The sequence below is a fragment of the Pseudomonas sp. P4_C3 genome, from assembly GCF_056402075.1.
Genome location: NZ_JBFUIC010000052.1, coordinates 1 through 16769 on the forward strand (window position 1 = coordinate 1; position 16769 = coordinate 16769).

Sequence of the window (16769 nt, forward strand, 5' to 3'; positions counted from 1 at the left end):
GCAGTTAGCTTTCTATCGGGTCCGCAGCGGCTGATGTCTCAGGCGAAGCAGATCAGTGGAACTGTTCTTCTTCGGTCGAACCGGTCAGTGCGGTCACTGAAGACGAGCCACCCTGGATCACGGTAGTCATGTCGTCGAAGTAGCCGGTGCCCACTTCCTGCTGGTGCGCCACGAAGGTGTAACCCTTGGCGGCGTCAGCCTCATCGCGAGCAGGCTCGCTCCTACAGGGGATGGTGGTGATCCGGAAAAACATTGATCCAGAGCGCCATCTCTGTCAGAAAAATCCGCTAAAACACGCCCCGCCGCTACTTGCTGTAACGCCCATATAAGACAACTTCCCGAGCATCCGAAGGACAAGCAGTTTAAAAACCACGCCAAACAATACTGATTATCATTTAGCAACAACTATGTTCGTTACATTCCCTACAAAACATAATTGACGAAATGCCGGCTAATGCCCGAGCCGCAAGGCCTGTGGGGGTTTTGAGGCACGCTATGTCCTTATTCCTATAATAAATTTCGCTATAGGAATTTTACTTGCCGGGTGTTTAGCCATAAAATCAGCGGGATTGATTGCTGCGACATATCGTCACTGCCTTTGTTTCTTTTCAAGCTCAGAGACCTTTGCTCTCTGTTAAGGATTACCAGCATGCCCGAAGCGACAGGACTCATGGCCCACAACTGGGGCTTTGCCATTTTCCTTCTAGGCGTTGTCGGCCTCTGTGCCTTCATGCTGGGCGTCTCCAGCCTCCTTGGGTCAAAAGCCTGGGGCCGCAGCAAAAACGAACCGTTCGAGTCCGGCATGCTACCTACAGGTGGCGCCCGCTTGCGGCTCTCAGCCAAATTCTATCTGGTCGCGATGCTCTTCGTGATCTTCGATATCGAAGCCCTCTTTCTCTTTGCATGGTCTGTGTCCGTCCGCGAAAGCGGCTGGACCGGATTCGTCGAAGCTCTCGTTTTCATAGCAATTCTGTTGGCAGGCCTTGTCTACCTATTCCGAGTGGGCGCCCTTGACTGGGCTCCGGAAGCTCGGCGCAAGCGGCAAGCGAAGCTGAAACAATGAGGCTTTGGCAATGCAATACAATCTCACCAGGATCGACCCCGATGCTCCTAACGAGCAGTATCCGATTGGCCAGCGGGAAACCGTTTCCGATCCGTTAGAAGATCAAGTCCACAAAAACATTTTCATGGGCAAGCTCGAAGACGTGCTTAACGGCACGATCAACTGGGGGCGCAAGAACTCCCTGTGGCCGTATAACTTCGGTCTTTCGTGCTGCTACGTGGAAATGACCACCGCCTTCACGGCGCCCCACGACATCGCGCGCTTTGGCGCCGAGGTTATCCGGGCATCACCGCGCCAGGCGGATTTCATGGTTATCGCCGGTACCTGCTTCATCAAGATGGCGCCGATCATTCAGCGTCTCTACGAGCAAATGCTCGAACCTAAATGGGTCATCTCCATGGGTTCGTGCGCCAACTCCGGTGGCATGTACGACATCTACTCCGTCGTTCAAGGGGTGGACAAGTTCCTGCCCGTGGACGTCTACGTGCCTGGCTGCCCGCCCCGCCCTGAGGCTTTCCTGCAAGGCTTGATGCTTTTGCAAGAGTCGATTGGACAGGAGCGTCGCCCGCTTTCCTGGGTCGTCGGCGATCAAGGCGTGTATCGCGCCGAGATGCCTTCCGAGAAGGAAAAGCGCCGCGAACAGCGAATCGCAGTCACCAACCTGCGCAGCCCCGACGAAGTCTGATCCAGATCTGCTTCTTTCCATAGAACGAGAACCTGGCTTCATTCTTTACGTTGACCGAAAGCGATAAAATAACCATGACTACAGGCAGTGCTCTGTACATCCCGCCTTACAAGGCAGACGACCAGGATGTGGTCGTCGAACTGAACAACCGTTTTGGCCCGGAGGCGTTCACCGCCCAGCCTACCCGCACCGGCATGCCGGTGCTTTGGGTTGCCCGCGCCAAACTCGTCGAAGTCCTGGGTTTCCTGCGCAACCTGCCCAAGCCGTACGTCATGCTCTATGACCTGCACGGCGTGGACGAGCGTCTGCGTACCAAGCGTCAAGGGCTGCCGAACGGCGTCGACTTCTCCGTGTTCTATCACTTGATGTCGATCGAACGTAATAGTGACGTAATGATCAAGGTCGCCTTGTCCGAGAGCGACCTCAGTTTACCGACCGTCACCAGCATCTGGCCGAACGCCAACTGGTACGAGCGTGAAGTCTGGGACATGTTCGGCATCGACTTCAAAGGCCACCCTCACCTGTCGCGCATCATGATGCCGCCGACCTGGGAAGGTCACCCGCTGCGCAAGGACTTCCCGGCGCGTGCCACCGAGTTCGACCCGTTCACCCTGAACCTGGCCAAGCAGCAGCTCGAGGAAGAGTCCGCGCGCTTCAAGCCGGAAGACTGGGGCATGAAGCGTTCCGGCCCGAACGAGGACTACATGTTCCTCAACCTCGGCCCGAACCACCCGTCCGCGCACGGTGCGTTCCGCATCATCCTGCAGCTGGACGGTGAAGAGATCGTCGACTGCGTACCGGACGTCGGTTACCACCACCGTGGTGCCGAGAAGATGGCCGAGCGTCAGTCCTGGCACAGCTTCATCCCATACACCGACCGTATCGACTACCTCGGCGGCGTGATGAACAACCTGCCGTACGTGCTCTCGGTCGAGAAGCTGGCCGGCATCAAGGTGCCGGAGAAGGTCGACGTCATCCGCATCATGATGGCCGAGTTCTTCCGGATCACCAGCCACCTGCTGTTCTTGGGTACCTACATCCAGGACGTCGGCGCCATGACCCCGGTGTTCTTCACTTTCACCGACCGTCAGCGCGCGTACACGGTGATCGAAGCCATTACCGGTTTCCGCCTGCACCCGGCCTGGTACCGCATCGGTGGCGTCGCCCACGACCTGCCGCGCGGCTGGGAAAAACTGGTCAAGGATTTCGTCGAGTGGATGCCCAAGCGTCTGGACGAATACCAGAAAGCCGCACTGGACAACAGCATCCTGCGTGGCCGGACCATCGGCGTCGCCGACTACAACACCAAAGAGGCCCTGGAATGGGGCGTCACCGGTGCCGGCCTGCGTTCGACCGGTTGCGATTTCGACCTGCGCAAAGCGCGTCCGTACTCGGGCTACGAGAACTTCGAATTCGAAGTGCCGCTGGCCGCCAATGGCGATGCCTATGACCGCTGCATCGTGCGTGTCGAGGAGATGCGCCAGAGCATCAGGATCATCGACCAGTGCCTGCGCAACATGCCGGAAGGCCCGTACAAGGCGGATCACCCGCTGACCACGCCGCCGCCGAAAGAGCGCACCCTGCAGCACATCGAAACCTTGATCACACACTTCCTGCAAGTTTCGTGGGGCCCGGTCATGCCGGCCAACGAATCCTTCCAGATGATCGAAGCGACCAAGGGCATCAACAGTTATTACCTGACGAGCGATGGCGGCACCATGAGCTACCGCACCCGGATTCGTACCCCAAGCTTCCCGCACCTGCAGCAGATCCCTTCGGTGATCAAAGGCAGCATGGTCGCGGACTTGATTGCGTACCTGGGTAGTATCGATTTCGTTATGGCCGACGTGGACCGCTAAGCATGAACAGCACGCTTATCCAGACAGACCGTTTCACCTTGAGTGAAACCGAGCGCTCGGCCATCGAGCACGAGTTGCATCACTACGAAGACCCGCGAGCGGCGTCGATCGAAGCCCTGAAGATCGTCCAGAAGGAACGTGGCTGGGTGCCGGACGGCGCCCTGTACGCCATCGGCGAGATCCTCGGCATCCCGGCCAGCGACGTTGAAGGTGTGGCGACGTTCTATAGCCAGATCTTCCGTCAGCCAGTGGGCCGTCACATCATTCGCGTCTGCGACAGCATGGTCTGCTACATCGGCGGCCACGAGTCCGTGGTCAGTGAAATCCAGAGCAAACTGGGCATCGGCCTGGGTCAGACCACCACCGATGGTCGTTTCACCCTGCTGCCGGTCTGCTGCCTCGGCAACTGCGACAAGGCGCCGGCGTTGATGATCGACGACGACACTTTCGGTGATGTGCAGCCAGCAGGCGTTGCCAAATTGCTCGAGGGCTACGTATGACCCTGACTTCCTTCGGTCCGGCCAACCTCATCAAACGTTCGGCCGAGACTCACCCACTGACCTGGCGTCTGCGTGACGACGGCGAAGCCGTATGGCTCGACGAGTACCAGGCCAAGAACGGTTACGCCGCTGCGCGCAAGGCCTTCGCCGACATGGCTCAGGACGACATCGTCCAGACCGTGAAAGACTCCGGCCTCAAGGGCCGCGGCGGTGCAGGCTTCCCCACTGGCGTGAAGTGGGGCCTGATGCCAAAGGACGAATCCATCAACATCCGCTACCTGCTGTGCAACGCGGATGAAATGGAGCCGAACACCTGGAAAGACCGCATGCTGATGGAGCAACTGCCCCATCTGCTGATCGAAGGCATGCTGATCAGTGCCCGCGCGCTGAAAACCTACCGTGGCTACATCTTCCTGCGTGGCGAGTACACCACCGCCGCCAAGCACTTGAACCGTGCCGTGGAAGAAGCCAAGGCAGCTGGCCTGCTGGGCAAGAACATCCTGGGTTCGGGTTTTGATTTCGAACTGTTCGTCCACACTGGCGCCGGGCGTTACATCTGCGGTGAAGAAACCGCACTGATCAACTCCCTCGAAGGCCGCCGCGCCAACCCGCGCTCCAAGCCGCCGTTCCCGGCCGCCGTTGGCGTGTGGGGCAAGCCGACTTGCGTGAACAACGTCGAGACCCTGTGCAACGTGCCGGCGATCATTGCCGACGGCGTGGACTGGTACAAATCGTTGGCCTGCGAAGGCAGTGAAGACATGGGCACCAAGCTCATGGGCTTCTCCGGCAAGGTGAAGAACCCGGGCCTGTGGGAACTGCCATTCGGCGTCACCGCTCGCGAGCTGTTCGAAGACTACGCCGGCGGCATGCGCGACGGTTACAAGCTCAAGTGCTGGCAGCCTGGCGGCGCCGGTACCGGCTTCCTGTTGCCGGAACACCTGGACGCACAAATGTACGCCGGCGGCATCGCCAAAGTGGGCACCCGTATGGGTACCGGCCTGGCCATGGCGGTGGACGACAGCGTCAACATGGTGTCCCTGCTGCGCAACATGGAACAGTTCTTCGCCCGCGAGTCCTGTGGCTTCTGCACCCCGTGCCGCGATGGCTTGCCATGGAGCGTCAAGCTCCTGATGGCCATCGAGAACGGTGAAGGGCAAGCCGGCGACATCGAGACCCTGCTGGGTCTGGTCGGCTTCCTCGGCCCAGGCAAGACCTTCTGTGCTCACGCACCGGGCGCCGTGGAGCCGTTGGGCAGCGCGATCAAATACTTCCGCCATGAGTTCGAAGCCGGTATCGCGCCAGTCAGCGCCGCCGTCCCGCCTCTGGCAAGGCCGATCCTGGTCGGCGCGTAAACGCTTAAAAAAGGCGAAGGGTCCGTGCCCTTCGCTTTTCGTGTGATGACGCCTTTAACGGCTGTGTTGATTCACGCGGATAACAAGATTCCATTAGCCACGCCCGCTGACACCGGGCCAACGAAGAACTTTGAACCATGGCCACTATCCACGTAGACGGCAAAGAGCTCGAAGTCGATGGGGCAGACAACCTGTTACAGGCATGTCTGTCGCTAGGCCTCGATATCCCTTATTTCTGCTGGCACCCTGCCCTTGGCAGCGTTGGCGCTTGCCGCCAGTGCGCGGTCAAGCAGTACACCGACGAGAACGACACCCGTGGTCGTATCGTGATGTCCTGCATGACCCCTGCCACCGACGGCACCTGGATCTCCATCGAAGATGAAGAGTCCAAGGCCTTCCGCGCCAGCGTTGTTGAATGGTTGATGACCAACCACCCTCACGACTGCCCGGTCTGTGAAGAAGGCGGTCACTGCCACCTGCAAGACATGACGGTAATGACCGGCCACAACGAGCGCCGTTACCGCTTCACCAAACGTACCCACCAGAACCAGCAACTGGGCCCGTTCATTTCCCACGAAATGAACCGCTGCATCGCTTGCTACCGTTGCGTGCGCTTCTATAAAGACTACGCCGGCGGCACCGACTTGGGCGTATACGGCGCCCACGACAACGTGTACTTCGGTCGCGTTGAAGACGGCACCCTGGAAAGCGAGTTCTCCGGCAACCTCACCGAGGTCTGCCCGACCGGTGTGTTCACCGACAAGACTCACTCCGAGCGCTACAACCGCAAGTGGGACATGCAGTTCTCGCCGAGCATCTGCCATGGCTGCTCCAGCGGTTGCAACATCTCCCCGGGCGAGCGTTACGGTGAACTGCGTCGTATCGAAAACCGTTTCAACGGTTCGGTGAACCAGTACTTCCTGTGCGACCGTGGCCGTTTCGGCTATGGCTACGTCAACCGCGAAGACCGCCCGCGTCAACCGCTGCTGGCCAACGGCACCAAGCTGAGCCTCGACGAAGCGCTGGATAAAGCCGCTGACCTGCTGCGCGGCCGCAACATCGTCGGTATCGGTTCGCCTCGCGCCAGCCTCGAAAGCAACTACGCGTTGCGTGAACTGGTCGGCGCCGAACACTTCTACTCGGGTATCGAAGCCTCCGAACTGGAACGCATCCGTCTGGTCCTGCAAGTGCTGAAAGACAGCCCGCTGCCAGTGCCGAACATGCGCGACATCGAAGACCACGACGCCGTGTTCGTCCTCGGTGAAGACCTGACCCAGACTGCTGCGCGCATGGCCCTGTCCCTGCGCCAATCGGTCAAGGGCAAGGCCGAAGACATGGCCGACGCCATGCGCGTCCAGCCTTGGCTCGACGCCGCCGTGAAGAACATCGGCCAGCACGCGCTGAACCCGCTGTTCATCGCAAGCATCGCTGAAACCAAGCTCGACGACATCGCCGAAGAGTGCGTTCACGCCGCTCCAGACGACCTGGCCCGCATCGGTTTCGCCGTAGCTCACGCCCTCGACGCCAGCGCTCCTGCCGTTGAAGGCCTGGACAGCGAAGCACTCGAGCTGGCCAAGCGCATCGCCGACGCCCTGCTCGCTGCCAAGCGCCCACTGATCATCGCCGGTACCTCTCTGGGCTCCAAGGCGCTGATTGAGGCTGCTGCCAACATTGCCAAAGCTCTGAAGCTGCGCGAGAAGGACGGTTCCATCAGCCTGATCGTGCCAGAGGCCAACAGCCTCGGCCTGGCCATGCTCGGTGGCGAATCGGTTGATGCCGCGCTACAAGCGGTGATCGACGGTAAGGCCGACGCCATCGTCGTGCTGGAAAACGATCTGTACACCCGTACCGACAAAGCCCGTGTCGATGCTGCCCTGACCGCCGCCAAAGTGCTGATCGTCGCCGACCATCAGAAGACTGCCACCAGCGATCGCGCGCACCTGGTTCTGCCAGCCGCCAGCTTCGCTGAAGGCGACGGCACCCTGGTCAGCCAGGAAGGCCGCGCCCAGCGCTTCTTCCAGGTCTTCGATCCGAAGTACATGGACGCGAGCATCCTGGTTCACGAAGGCTGGCGCTGGCTGCATGCCCTGCGCGCGACCCTGCTGAACCAGCCAATCGACTGGACCCAACTGGACCACGTCACCGCCGCTGTCGCTTCCAGCACCTCGATCCTGAACCGCATTGTCGATGCCGCACCGTCCGCCGCGTTCCGCATCAAGGGCATGAAACTGGCCCGTGAACCGCTGCGTTACTCCGGTCGTACCGCCATGCGCGCCGACATCAACGTGCATGAACCGCGTACTCCGCAAGACAACGACACCGCGTTCAACTTCTCGATGGAAGGTTACTCGGGCTCGGTCGAACCGCGTCAGCAAGTGCCATTCGCCTGGTCTCCGGGCTGGAACTCGCCGCAAGCCTGGAACAAGTTCCAGGACGAAGTCGGTGGTCACATCCGCGCTGGCGACCCGGGCACCCGCCTGATCGAAAGCAGCGGTGACTCGCTGAACTGGTTCGCCAGCGTTCCGCGCGCGTTCAATCCGGCCCAGGGCACCTGGCAGGTTGTACCGTTCTTCCACCTGTTCGGCAGCGAAGAGAACTCTTCGAAAGCCGCTCCGGTTCAGGAACGCATTCCGGCTGCTTATGTTGCGCTGGCCAAGTCCGAAGCCGACCGTTTGGGCGTCAACGATGGCGCCATGCTGAGCCTGAACGTGGCTGGTCAGACCCTGCGTCTGCCACTGCGTATCAATGAAGAGCTGGGCGCCGGTCTGGTGGCATTGCCTGCGGGCATCGCCGGCATTCCGCCAGCGATCGCAGGCTTTTCCGTTGACGGTCTGCAGGAGGCAGCTCAATGACCTTGTTCACTCCTGAAGTGATCGACATCATCATCGCGGTCCTCAAGGCCGTGGTGATTCTGCTTGCCGTGGTGGTTTGCGGCGCCCTGCTGAGCTGGGTCGAGCGTCGTCTGCTCGCCCTCTGGCAGGACCGTTACGGTCCGAACCGTGTCGGTCCGTTCGGCGCATTCCAGATCGCGGCCGACATGATCAAGATGTTCTTCAAGGAAGACTGGACGCCGCCGTTCGCCGACAAAGTGATCTTCACTTTGGCGCCGGTCGTGGCCATGAGCGCCTTGCTGATTGCCTTCGCAATCATCCCGATCACCCCGACCTGGGGTGTCGCGGACATCAACATCGGCATCCTGTTCTTCTTCGCCATGGCTGGCCTGTCGGTCTACGCGGTGCTGTTCGCCGGCTGGTCGAGCAACAACAAGTTCGCCCTGTTGGGCAGCTTGCGTGCCTCGGCGCAGACCGTGTCGTACGAAGTGTTCATGGGCCTGTCGCTGATGGGCATCGTGATCCAGGTCGGCTCGTTCAACATGCGCGACATCGTTGAATATCAAGCGCAGAACCTGTGGTTCGTCATTCCGCAGATCTTCGGTTTCCTGACCTTCTTCATCGCTGGCGTCGCCGTGACTCACCGTCACCCGTTCGACCAGCCGGAAGCGGAGCAGGAACTGGCCGACGGTTACCACATTGAATACGCCGGCATGAAATGGGGCATGTTCTTCGTCGGCGAGTACATCGGCATCGTGTTGATTTCGGCGCTGCTGGTGACCTTGTTCTTCGGTGGCTGGCACGGTCCGTTCGGCATCCTGCCGCAGATCCCGTTCATCTGGTTCGCGTTGAAAACCGCGTTCTTCATCATGTTCTTCATCCTGCTGCGCGCCTCGATTCCGCGCCCACGGTATGACCAAGTGATGGATTTCAGCTGGAAGTTCTGCCTGCCGCTGACCCTCGTCAACATGCTGGTGACCGCTGCGATCGTGTTGCTCAACACGCCCGCCGTCGCGGCTCAGTGAGGATAGAGAATCATGAAGTACATTTTTGACATCGTGCATGGCTTCTACACCCAGCTTCGTAGCCTGGTGATGATTTTCAGCCACGCCTTCCACAAGCGCGACACGCTGCAGTACCCGGAAGAACCGGTCTACCTGCCGCCGCGCTACCGTGGGCGTATCGTCCTGACCCGCGACCCTGATGGCGAAGAACGTTGTGTAGCCTGCAACCTGTGCGCCGTGGCCTGCCCGGTTGGTTGCATCTCGCTGCAGAAAGCTGAAACCGAAGACGGTCGCTGGTACCCGGACTTCTTCCGCATCAACTTCTCGCGCTGCATTTTCTGCGGCCTCTGCGAGGAAGCCTGCCCGACCACCGCGATCCAGCTGACGCCGGATTTCGAAATGGCCGAGTTCAAACGTCAGGACCTGGTTTACGAGAAAGAAGATCTGCTGATCTCCGGCCCCGGCAAAAACCCTGATTACAACTTCTATCGTGTTGCAGGTATGGCGATTGCCGGGAAGCCGAAAGGCTCCGCGCAGAATGAAGCCGAACCGATCAACGTGAAGAGCTTGCTGCCTTAAGGAAGAAAGATGGAATTCGCTTTCTATTTCGCATCGGGTATCGCTGTGGTGTCCACGCTTCGCGTGATCACCAACACCAACCCTGTGCACGCCCTGCTCTACCTGATCATTTCGCTGATCGCCGTGGCGATGACGTTCTTCGCCCTCGGCGCACCGTTTGCCGGTGTCCTGGAAGTGATCGCCTACGCTGGCGCCATCATGGTGCTGTTCGTGTTCGTGGTGATGATGCTGAACCTGGGCCCGGCCTCGGCTCAGCAAGAGCGCGCCTGGCTCAAGCCCGGCATCTGGGGCGGCCCGGTCCTCCTCGCTGCGCTGCTGCTGGTGGAACTGCTGTATGTGCTGTTCTCCCACCAGACCGGTGAAGCCATCGGCCACACCACCGTAGACGCCAAGGCCGTGGGCATCAGCCTGTTCGGTCCTTACCTGCTGGTGGTCGAACTCGCCTCGATGCTGCTGCTCGCCGCAGCCGTCACGGCGTTCCACTTGGGCCGCAACGAAGCCAAGGAGCAATGACGATGCCTGCTATCCCCATGGAGCATGGTCTGGCGGTCGCCGGCATCCTGTTCTGCCTCGGCCTGGTCGGCCTGATGGTCCGCCGCAACATCCTTTTCGTGCTGATGAGCCTGGAGGTCATGATGAATGCCTCCGCCCTGGCGTTCATCGTTGCCGGTAGCCGCTGGGCGCAGCCGGATGGACAGATCATGTTCATCCTGGTGATCAGCCTGGCAGCCGCCGAGGCCAGTATTGGCCTGGCGATCCTGCTGCAACTGTATCGCCGCTTCCACACGCTCGATATCGACGCTGCCAGTGAGATGCGCGGATGAACCTTCTCTATCTGACTTTCCTGTTCCCCCTGATCGGTTTTGTGCTGCTGGCGTTTTCTCGCGGCCGTCTCTCGGAAAACCTTTCGGCGCTGATCGGCGTCGGCTCCATTGGCCTGTCGGCGATCGTCGCGGCCTATGTGATCTGGCAGTTCAACGTCGCCCCGCCGGAAGGCGGTCACTACACCCTGGTGTTGTGGCAGTGGATGGCGGTGGAAGGCTTCACGCCGAACTTCGCCCTGCACCTGGATGGCCTGTCCGTAACCATGCTCGGTGTGGTGGTTGGCGTCGGCTTCCTGATCCACCTGTTCGCCTCCTGGTACATGCGCGGTGAAGACGGCTACTCGCGTTTCTTCGCCTACACCAACCTGTTTATCGCCAGCATGCTGTTCCTGGTCCTGGCCGATAACCTGCTGTTCGTGTACTTCGGTTGGGAAGGCGTGGGCCTGTGCTCGTACCTGTTGATCGGTTTCTACTACAGCAACCGCAACAACGGTAACGCCGCACTCAAGGCCTTCATCGTGACCCGTATCGGCGACGTGTTCATGGCCATCGGCCTGTTCATTCTGTTTGCCCAACTGGGCACCCTGAACATCCAGGAACTGCTGGTGCTGGCTCCGCAGAAATTCCAGTCCGGCGATTTCTGGATGGTCATGGCTACCTTGATGCTGCTGGGCGGCGCTGTCGGTAAATCCGCGCAACTGCCGCTGCAAACCTGGCTGGCGGATGCGATGGCCGGCCCGACTCCGGTTTCGGCACTGATCCACGCCGCAACCATGGTGACCGCCGGTGTCTACCTGATTGCCCGTACCCACGGCCTGTTCACCCTGGCGCCGGAAATCCTGCACCTGGTGGGCATCGTTGGCGGTGTGACCCTGGTTCTCGCAGGTTTCGCCGCACTGGTTCAGACTGACATCAAGCGTATCCTCGCCTACTCGACCATGAGCCAGATCGGCTACATGTTCCTGGCCCTGGGCGTTGGTGCCTGGGATGGCGCGATCTTCCACCTGATGACCCACGCCTTCTTCAAGGCCCTGCTGTTCCTTGCGTCCGGTGCGGTGATCGTTGCCTGCCACCACGAGCAGAACATCTTCAAGATGGGCGGCCTGTGGAAGAAACTGCCACTGGCCTACGCCAGTTTCATCGTCGGCGGCGCGGCCCTGGCGGCCCTGCCTCTGGTGACCGCAGGCTTCTACTCCAAGGACGAAATCCTCTGGGAAGCGTTCGCCAGCGGCAACAACGGTCTGCTTTACGCGGGTCTGGTCGGCGCGTTCATGACTTCGCTGTACACCTTCCGCCTGATCTTCATCGCGTTCCACGGTGAAGCGAAGACCGAAGCCCACGCTGGTCACGGTATCGCTCACTGGCTGCCACTGTCGGTGCTGATCGTACTGTCGACCTTCGTCGGCGCGATGATCGTTCCGCCGCTGCAYGGTGTGTTGCCGGAAAGCGTCGGCCATGCCGGCGGCGAAGCCAAGCACAGTCTGGAAATCGCTTCGGGCGCCATCGCCCTGTCCGGTATCCTGCTGGCCGCGCTGCTGTTCCTCGGCAAGCGTCGCTTCGTCACCGGCATCGCCAACAGCGGCATCGGCCGCATCCTCTCGGCCTGGTGGTTCGCTGCCTGGGGCTTCGACTGGATCTACGACAAACTGTTCGTCAAGCCGTACCTGGCGATCAGCCACATCCTGCGCAAAGACCCGCTCGACCAGACCATCGGTCTGATCCCGCGCATGGCCAAAGGCGGTCACACCGCCCTGAGCCGTACCGAGACCGGTCAACTGCGTTGGTACGCCGCCTCGATGGCTGCTGGTGCCGTGCTGGTCATTGGCGCCGTCGTGCTGGTAGCGGTCTGATATGAACCTTGCGAATTTGCGAAAGGAAACGAACCCGTCATGATTCTGCCTTGGCTAATCCTGATCCCCTTCATCGGCGGCCTGCTGTGCTGGATGGGTGAGCGCTTCGGCGCCACCCTCCCGCGCTGGATTGCGCTGATCACCATGTCCCTGCTGCTCTCCCTCGGCCTCTGGCTGTGGGCCAACGGTGACTATTCATTTGCTCCGGCACCGGGTGCCGATCCGACCTGGGCGCTTGAGTTCAAACACGTCTGGATCCAGCGCTTCGGCATCAATGTGCACCTGGCCCTCGACGGCCTGTCGCTGTTGATGATCATGCTGACCGGTCTGCTGGGTGTCCTCTCGGTACTCTGCTCGTGGAAAGAGATCCAGCGTCACGTTGGCTTCTTCCACCTGAACCTGATGTGGATCCTGGGCGGTGTCGTCGGCGTGTTCCTCGCCCTCGACCTGTTCATGTTCTTCTTCTTCTGGGAAATGATGCTGGTGCCGATGTACTTCCTCATCGCGCTCTGGGGTCACAGTTCTTCGGACGGCAAGAAAACCCGGATCTACGCGGCGACCAAGTTCTTCATCTTCACTCAGGCTTCCGGCCTGATCATGCTGGTGGCGATCCTGGGTCTGGTACTGGTCAACTTCAACGACACCGGCGTGATTACTTTCAACTACGCCGATCTGTTGAAAACCAGGATGTCGACGACTACCGAGTACATCCTGATGCTCGGCTTCTTCATCGCCTTCGCGGTCAAGTTGCCGGTCGTGCCGTTCCACTCCTGGCTGCCTGACGCTCACGCCCAGGCGCCGACCGCGGGTTCCGTGGACCTGGCCGGTATCTTGTTGAAGACTGCGGCGTATGGCCTGCTGCGTTTCGCCCTGCCGCTGTTCCCGAATGCCTCGGCCGAGTTCGCGCCGTTTGCGATGACCCTGGGTCTGATCGGGATTTTCTACGGTGCGTTCCTGGCGTTCGCGCAAACCGACATCAAGCGCCTGATTGCCTTCTCGTCCGTTTCCCACATGGGCTTCGTACTGATCGGCATCTACTCCGGCAGCCAACTGGCGCTGCAGGGTGCGGTGATGCAGATGCTGGCGCACGGTCTGTCGGCGGCGGCACTCTTTATCCTCTCCGGTCAGTTGTACGAGCGTACCCACACCCGCGACATGCGCGAGATGGGTGGCCTGTGGTCGAAGATCGCTTACCTGCCAGCCTTAAGCCTGTTCTTCGCAGCAGCTTCCCTGGGCTTGCCGGCGACCGGTAACTTTGTCGGTGAGTTCCTGATTCTGATCGGCACCTTCCCGATCGCTCCATGGGTCACCATCATCGCGACGTCCGGCCTGGTGTTCGGTTCGGTCTACTCGCTGATCATGATCCACCGTGCCTACTTCGGCCCGTCGAAATCGGACGCGGTGTTACATGGCATGGACGGTCGCGAAATGATCATGGTGGTCGGTCTGGCCGCACTGCTGATTTACATCGGCGTGTACCCACAACCGTTCCTCGATACCTCTGCCGCTACGATGCATGGCGTGCAGCAATGGCTCGGCACCGCCTTCACTCAACTCGCTTCGGCCCGGTAAGAGCGCTATGGAATTCACGACTCAACACTTTATCGCGCTAGCGCCGTTGTTGATCACCAGCGCCACGATCATCGTGGTGATGCTGGCGATCGCCTGGCGCCGCAACCACTCCCAGACCTTCCTGCTGTCGGTGGCGGGTCTGAACCTGGCACTGCTGTCGATCCTGCCTGCCCTGAAAGTCGCGCCCCTGGCCGTGACCCCATTGCTGCAGATCGACAGCTTCGCCTGCCTGTACATGGCGCTGATCCTGGTCGCCACCCTCGCCTGTGTGACCCTCGCCCATGCCTACCTCGGCGATGGCGGCACGGGTTACCCGGGCAACCGTGAAGAACTGTACCTGCTGATCCTGATGGCCGCCGCCGGTGGCCTGGTGCTGGTCAGCGCGCAGCACCTGGCCGGGTTGTTCGTCGGTCTGGAACTGCTCTCGGTACCGGTCTACGGTCTGGTGGCCTATGCCTTCTTCAACAAGCGTTCGCTGGAAGCCGGCATCAAGTACATGGTGCTGTCGGCTGCCGGTTCCGCGTTCCTGTTGTTCGGTATGGCCCTGCTCTACGCTGACGCCGGTTCCCTGAGCTTCGTCGGCATCGGCCAGGCGCTGGCGGCTACTGGCCTGCCAAGCTCTCTGGCTCAATTGGGCCTGGGCATGATGCTGATCGGCCTGGCGTTCAAGCTGTCGCTGGTACCCTTCCACCTCTGGACTCCGGACGTCTACGAAGGTGCTCCGGCACCGGTTGCAGCGTTCCTCGCTACCGCTTCCAAGGTTGCCGTGTTCGCGGTGATGGTGCGTCTGTTCCAGATCTCGCCAGCGGCGAGCAGCGGCGTGCTGAGCAACGTGCTGACCATCATCGCCATCGCGTCGATCCTGTTCGGTAACCTGCTGGCCCTGACCCAGAGCAACCTCAAGCGTCTGCTGGGTTACTCGTCCATCGCCCACTTCGGCTACCTGCTGATCGCCCTGGTGGCGAGCAAGGGTCTGGCCGTGGAAGCCATCGGCGTGTACCTGGTCACCTACGTGATCACCAGCCTCGGTGCTTTCGGTGTGATCACCCTGATGTCCTCGCCGTACAAAGGCCGTGACGCAGACGCCCTGTACGAATACCGCGGTCTGTTCTGGCGCCGTCCGTACCTGACCGCCGTACTGACCGTGATGATGCTGTCCCTGGCCGGTATCCCGCTGACCGCGGGCTTCATCGGCAAGTTCTACATCATCGCCACCGGTGTCGAATCGCACCAATGGTGGCTGGTCGGCTCCCTGGTACTGGGCAGCGCCATCGGCGTGTTCTACTACCTGCGTGTGATGGTCACCCTGTACCTGATCGAACCGAACCTGCGTCGAGTCGACGCCCAACTGCACTGGGAACAACGTGCAGGCGGCGTGATGCTGCTGGCCATCGCGGTACTGGCGTTCTTCCTCGGCCTGTACCCACAACCGTTGTTGAACCTGGTTCAACAGTCGGGCCTGGCGGGTTGATCGCTTGAGCGACACTCGGTAGTAAACAGAAACGGCACCTTCGGGTGCCGTTTTTGCGTTTGGGATCAAAGATCAAAAGATCGCAGCCTGCGGCAGCTCCTACATCGGGATGGCTTACACCCTGTAGGAGCTGCCGCAGGCTGCGATCTTTTGAGCTTTTTTCCCTACCCATTTTAAGAAGATGCTTGAGCGACGGTATGGAATAGCTGACATCCGATCATTGCTACCGATCGCTATGGTGCGTGAAAAGCCATTCGGAGCATTCCATGAAACGGGAAACCTATACGTTGCGGGACAGCAGTTTTGATTACTCACCCAATTTGACACATGACGATTTGACCTATCGTCAGCTTGCCTTTGTCGGCGCTCTGAATTCTGGCTATATTTGTCCAGAATTCAGGAGAAACGCCATGATCGTCGTTCCGCTGGCCGAAGCAAAAAACAACCTGTCCAAACTCGTCGATGATGCAGCAGCCGGACAGATCATTACGATTGCCAAACATGGTCGAGCCCTGGCTCGTCTGGTTCCCGTGGGAAAACCTTGCGCACAGCGTATCGGAGCGATGAAAGGCAAACTGGTTCTTCCTCAAGACTTTGACGCCCCCCTGCCCGACGACATGCTGGATGCTTTTGAGGGAACTCACGAATGAGGGTTCTGCTTGACACCCATGTTCTGCTTTGGACTCTCAGTGATGATCCAAGGCTAACTGGCAAGGCCAGAAAGATCATTGAAAACGCCGCCGACATTTACATCAGTGCAGCGACATTCTGGGAGATGGCAATCAAGCTCGGGCTAGGAAAGCTGAACGTCGATCTGGAGGAGATCCGTCAATACTGCCTCGAAAGCGGCTTCATCGAGTTGCCGGTAACGTCAGAACACGCCATTGCCGTAAAAGACCTCGAGCATCACCATCGTGACCCTTTCGACCGTTTGATTATTGCAACGGCCATCACAGAACCCATGAGACTCCTCACCGCCGATTCCGTGGTTGCTCAGTACACGGATTTGGCTGTTTTGGTCTGATCGGTCTGCGGTAATACATGCTTTGACCGTAACGCCCCCATCGCGAGCAAGCTCGCTCCCACAGTGACCGAGGATACCCGCAGATTTTGTGTATGACACAAAACCTGTGGGAGCGAGCTTGCTCGCGATGACGGTGGAACAGACACCAACAAAAA

15 protein-coding genes and 1 pseudogene are annotated in these 16769 nt (G+C 59.9%); 15 read left to right on the plus strand and 1 reads right to left on the minus strand.

Features of this window, described 5'->3' with window-relative positions; translation table 11 throughout:
- Positions 1-52 precede the first annotated feature (52 nt).
- Positions 53-199 (minus strand): annotated as a pseudogene (locus tag AC1DVH_RS11810) (isocitrate lyase); the annotation flags it as partial.
- A 450-nt stretch (positions 200-649) separates the two neighbouring features.
- Between AC1DVH_RS11810 and AC1DVH_RS11815 the strand changes: the two are divergent.
- From AC1DVH_RS11815 to AC1DVH_RS11885, 15 genes are all read left to right on the plus strand, one after another.
- Positions 650-1063, plus strand: a complete 414-nt coding sequence (locus AC1DVH_RS11815; protein WP_003223812.1) for an NADH-quinone oxidoreductase subunit A — start codon at positions 650-652, stop codon at positions 1061-1063.
- Positions 1064-1073: 10 nt separating this feature from the next.
- The gene (locus tag AC1DVH_RS11820; RefSeq protein ID WP_046037844.1) at positions 1074-1748 is read left to right on the plus strand and encodes a NuoB/complex I 20 kDa subunit family protein; all 675 of its coding nucleotides are present in this window, start codon (positions 1074-1076) and stop codon (positions 1746-1748) included.
- A 74-nt stretch (positions 1749-1822) separates the two neighbouring features.
- Positions 1823-3607 (plus strand): NADH-quinone oxidoreductase subunit C/D, encoded by a 1785-nt coding sequence (nuoC, locus tag AC1DVH_RS11825; RefSeq protein ID WP_477753951.1) that lies wholly within the window; start codon positions 1823-1825, stop codon positions 3605-3607.
- A 2-nt stretch (positions 3608-3609) separates the two neighbouring features.
- Positions 3610-4107: an NADH-quinone oxidoreductase subunit NuoE gene (gene nuoE, locus AC1DVH_RS11830; RefSeq protein WP_008053447.1), complete on the plus strand. Its 498-nt coding sequence runs from the start codon at positions 3610-3612 to the stop codon at positions 4105-4107.
- On the plus strand, positions 4104-5459 hold the full coding sequence (nuoF, locus tag AC1DVH_RS11835; RefSeq protein ID WP_477753952.1) for an NADH-quinone oxidoreductase subunit NuoF: 1356 nt from the start codon (positions 4104-4106) through the stop codon (positions 5457-5459). The genes nuoE and nuoF overlap by 4 nt, the downstream gene beginning before the upstream one ends.
- Positions 5460-5596: 137 nt before the next feature.
- Positions 5597-8311 (plus strand): NADH-quinone oxidoreductase subunit NuoG, encoded by a 2715-nt coding sequence (gene nuoG, locus AC1DVH_RS11840; protein ID WP_477753953.1) that lies wholly within the window; start codon positions 5597-5599, stop codon positions 8309-8311.
- A complete protein-coding gene (nuoH, locus tag AC1DVH_RS11845; RefSeq protein WP_046037838.1) occupies positions 8308-9315 on the plus strand; it encodes an NADH-quinone oxidoreductase subunit NuoH in 1008 nt (335 codons plus the stop codon). The genes nuoG and nuoH overlap by 4 nt, the downstream gene beginning before the upstream one ends.
- A 12-nt stretch (positions 9316-9327) precedes the next feature.
- On the plus strand, positions 9328-9873 hold the full coding sequence (gene nuoI / locus AC1DVH_RS11850; RefSeq protein ID WP_477753954.1) for an NADH-quinone oxidoreductase subunit NuoI: 546 nt from the start codon (positions 9328-9330) through the stop codon (positions 9871-9873).
- Between the two features lie 9 nt (positions 9874-9882).
- Positions 9883-10386 carry an NADH-quinone oxidoreductase subunit J gene (gene nuoJ, locus AC1DVH_RS11855; protein ID WP_046037836.1) on the plus strand — a complete coding sequence of 168 codons (504 nt, stop codon included), beginning with the start codon at positions 9883-9885 and terminating at the stop codon, positions 10384-10386.
- A 2-nt stretch (positions 10387-10388) separates the two neighbouring features.
- Positions 10389-10697, plus strand: a complete 309-nt coding sequence (gene nuoK / locus AC1DVH_RS11860; protein WP_007946416.1) for an NADH-quinone oxidoreductase subunit NuoK — start codon at positions 10389-10391, stop codon at positions 10695-10697.
- A complete protein-coding gene (nuoL, locus tag AC1DVH_RS11865; protein ID WP_477753955.1) occupies positions 10694-12547 on the plus strand; it encodes an NADH-quinone oxidoreductase subunit L in 1854 nt (617 codons plus the stop codon). The genes nuoK and nuoL overlap by 4 nt, the downstream gene beginning before the upstream one ends.
- 39 nt (positions 12548-12586) lie before the next feature.
- The gene (nuoM, locus tag AC1DVH_RS11870) at positions 12587-14119 is read left to right on the plus strand and encodes an NADH-quinone oxidoreductase subunit M (RefSeq protein ID WP_477753956.1); all 1533 of its coding nucleotides are present in this window, start codon (positions 12587-12589) and stop codon (positions 14117-14119) included.
- 7 nt (positions 14120-14126) lie between these two features.
- Complete coding sequence (nuoN, locus tag AC1DVH_RS11875) at positions 14127-15590, plus strand: NADH-quinone oxidoreductase subunit NuoN (protein ID WP_108217843.1); 1464 nt, start codon at positions 14127-14129, stop codon at positions 15588-15590.
- 266 nt (positions 15591-15856) lie between these two features.
- Positions 15857-16240: a type II toxin-antitoxin system Phd/YefM family antitoxin gene (locus tag AC1DVH_RS11880; RefSeq protein ID WP_477753957.1), complete on the plus strand. Its 384-nt coding sequence runs from the start codon at positions 15857-15859 to the stop codon at positions 16238-16240.
- Positions 16237-16614, plus strand: coding sequence for a type II toxin-antitoxin system VapC family toxin (locus AC1DVH_RS11885; RefSeq protein WP_477753958.1), 378 nt, complete (start codon positions 16237-16239; stop codon positions 16612-16614). The genes AC1DVH_RS11880 and AC1DVH_RS11885 overlap by 4 nt, the downstream gene beginning before the upstream one ends.
- Positions 16615-16769: the final 155 nt, after the last annotated feature.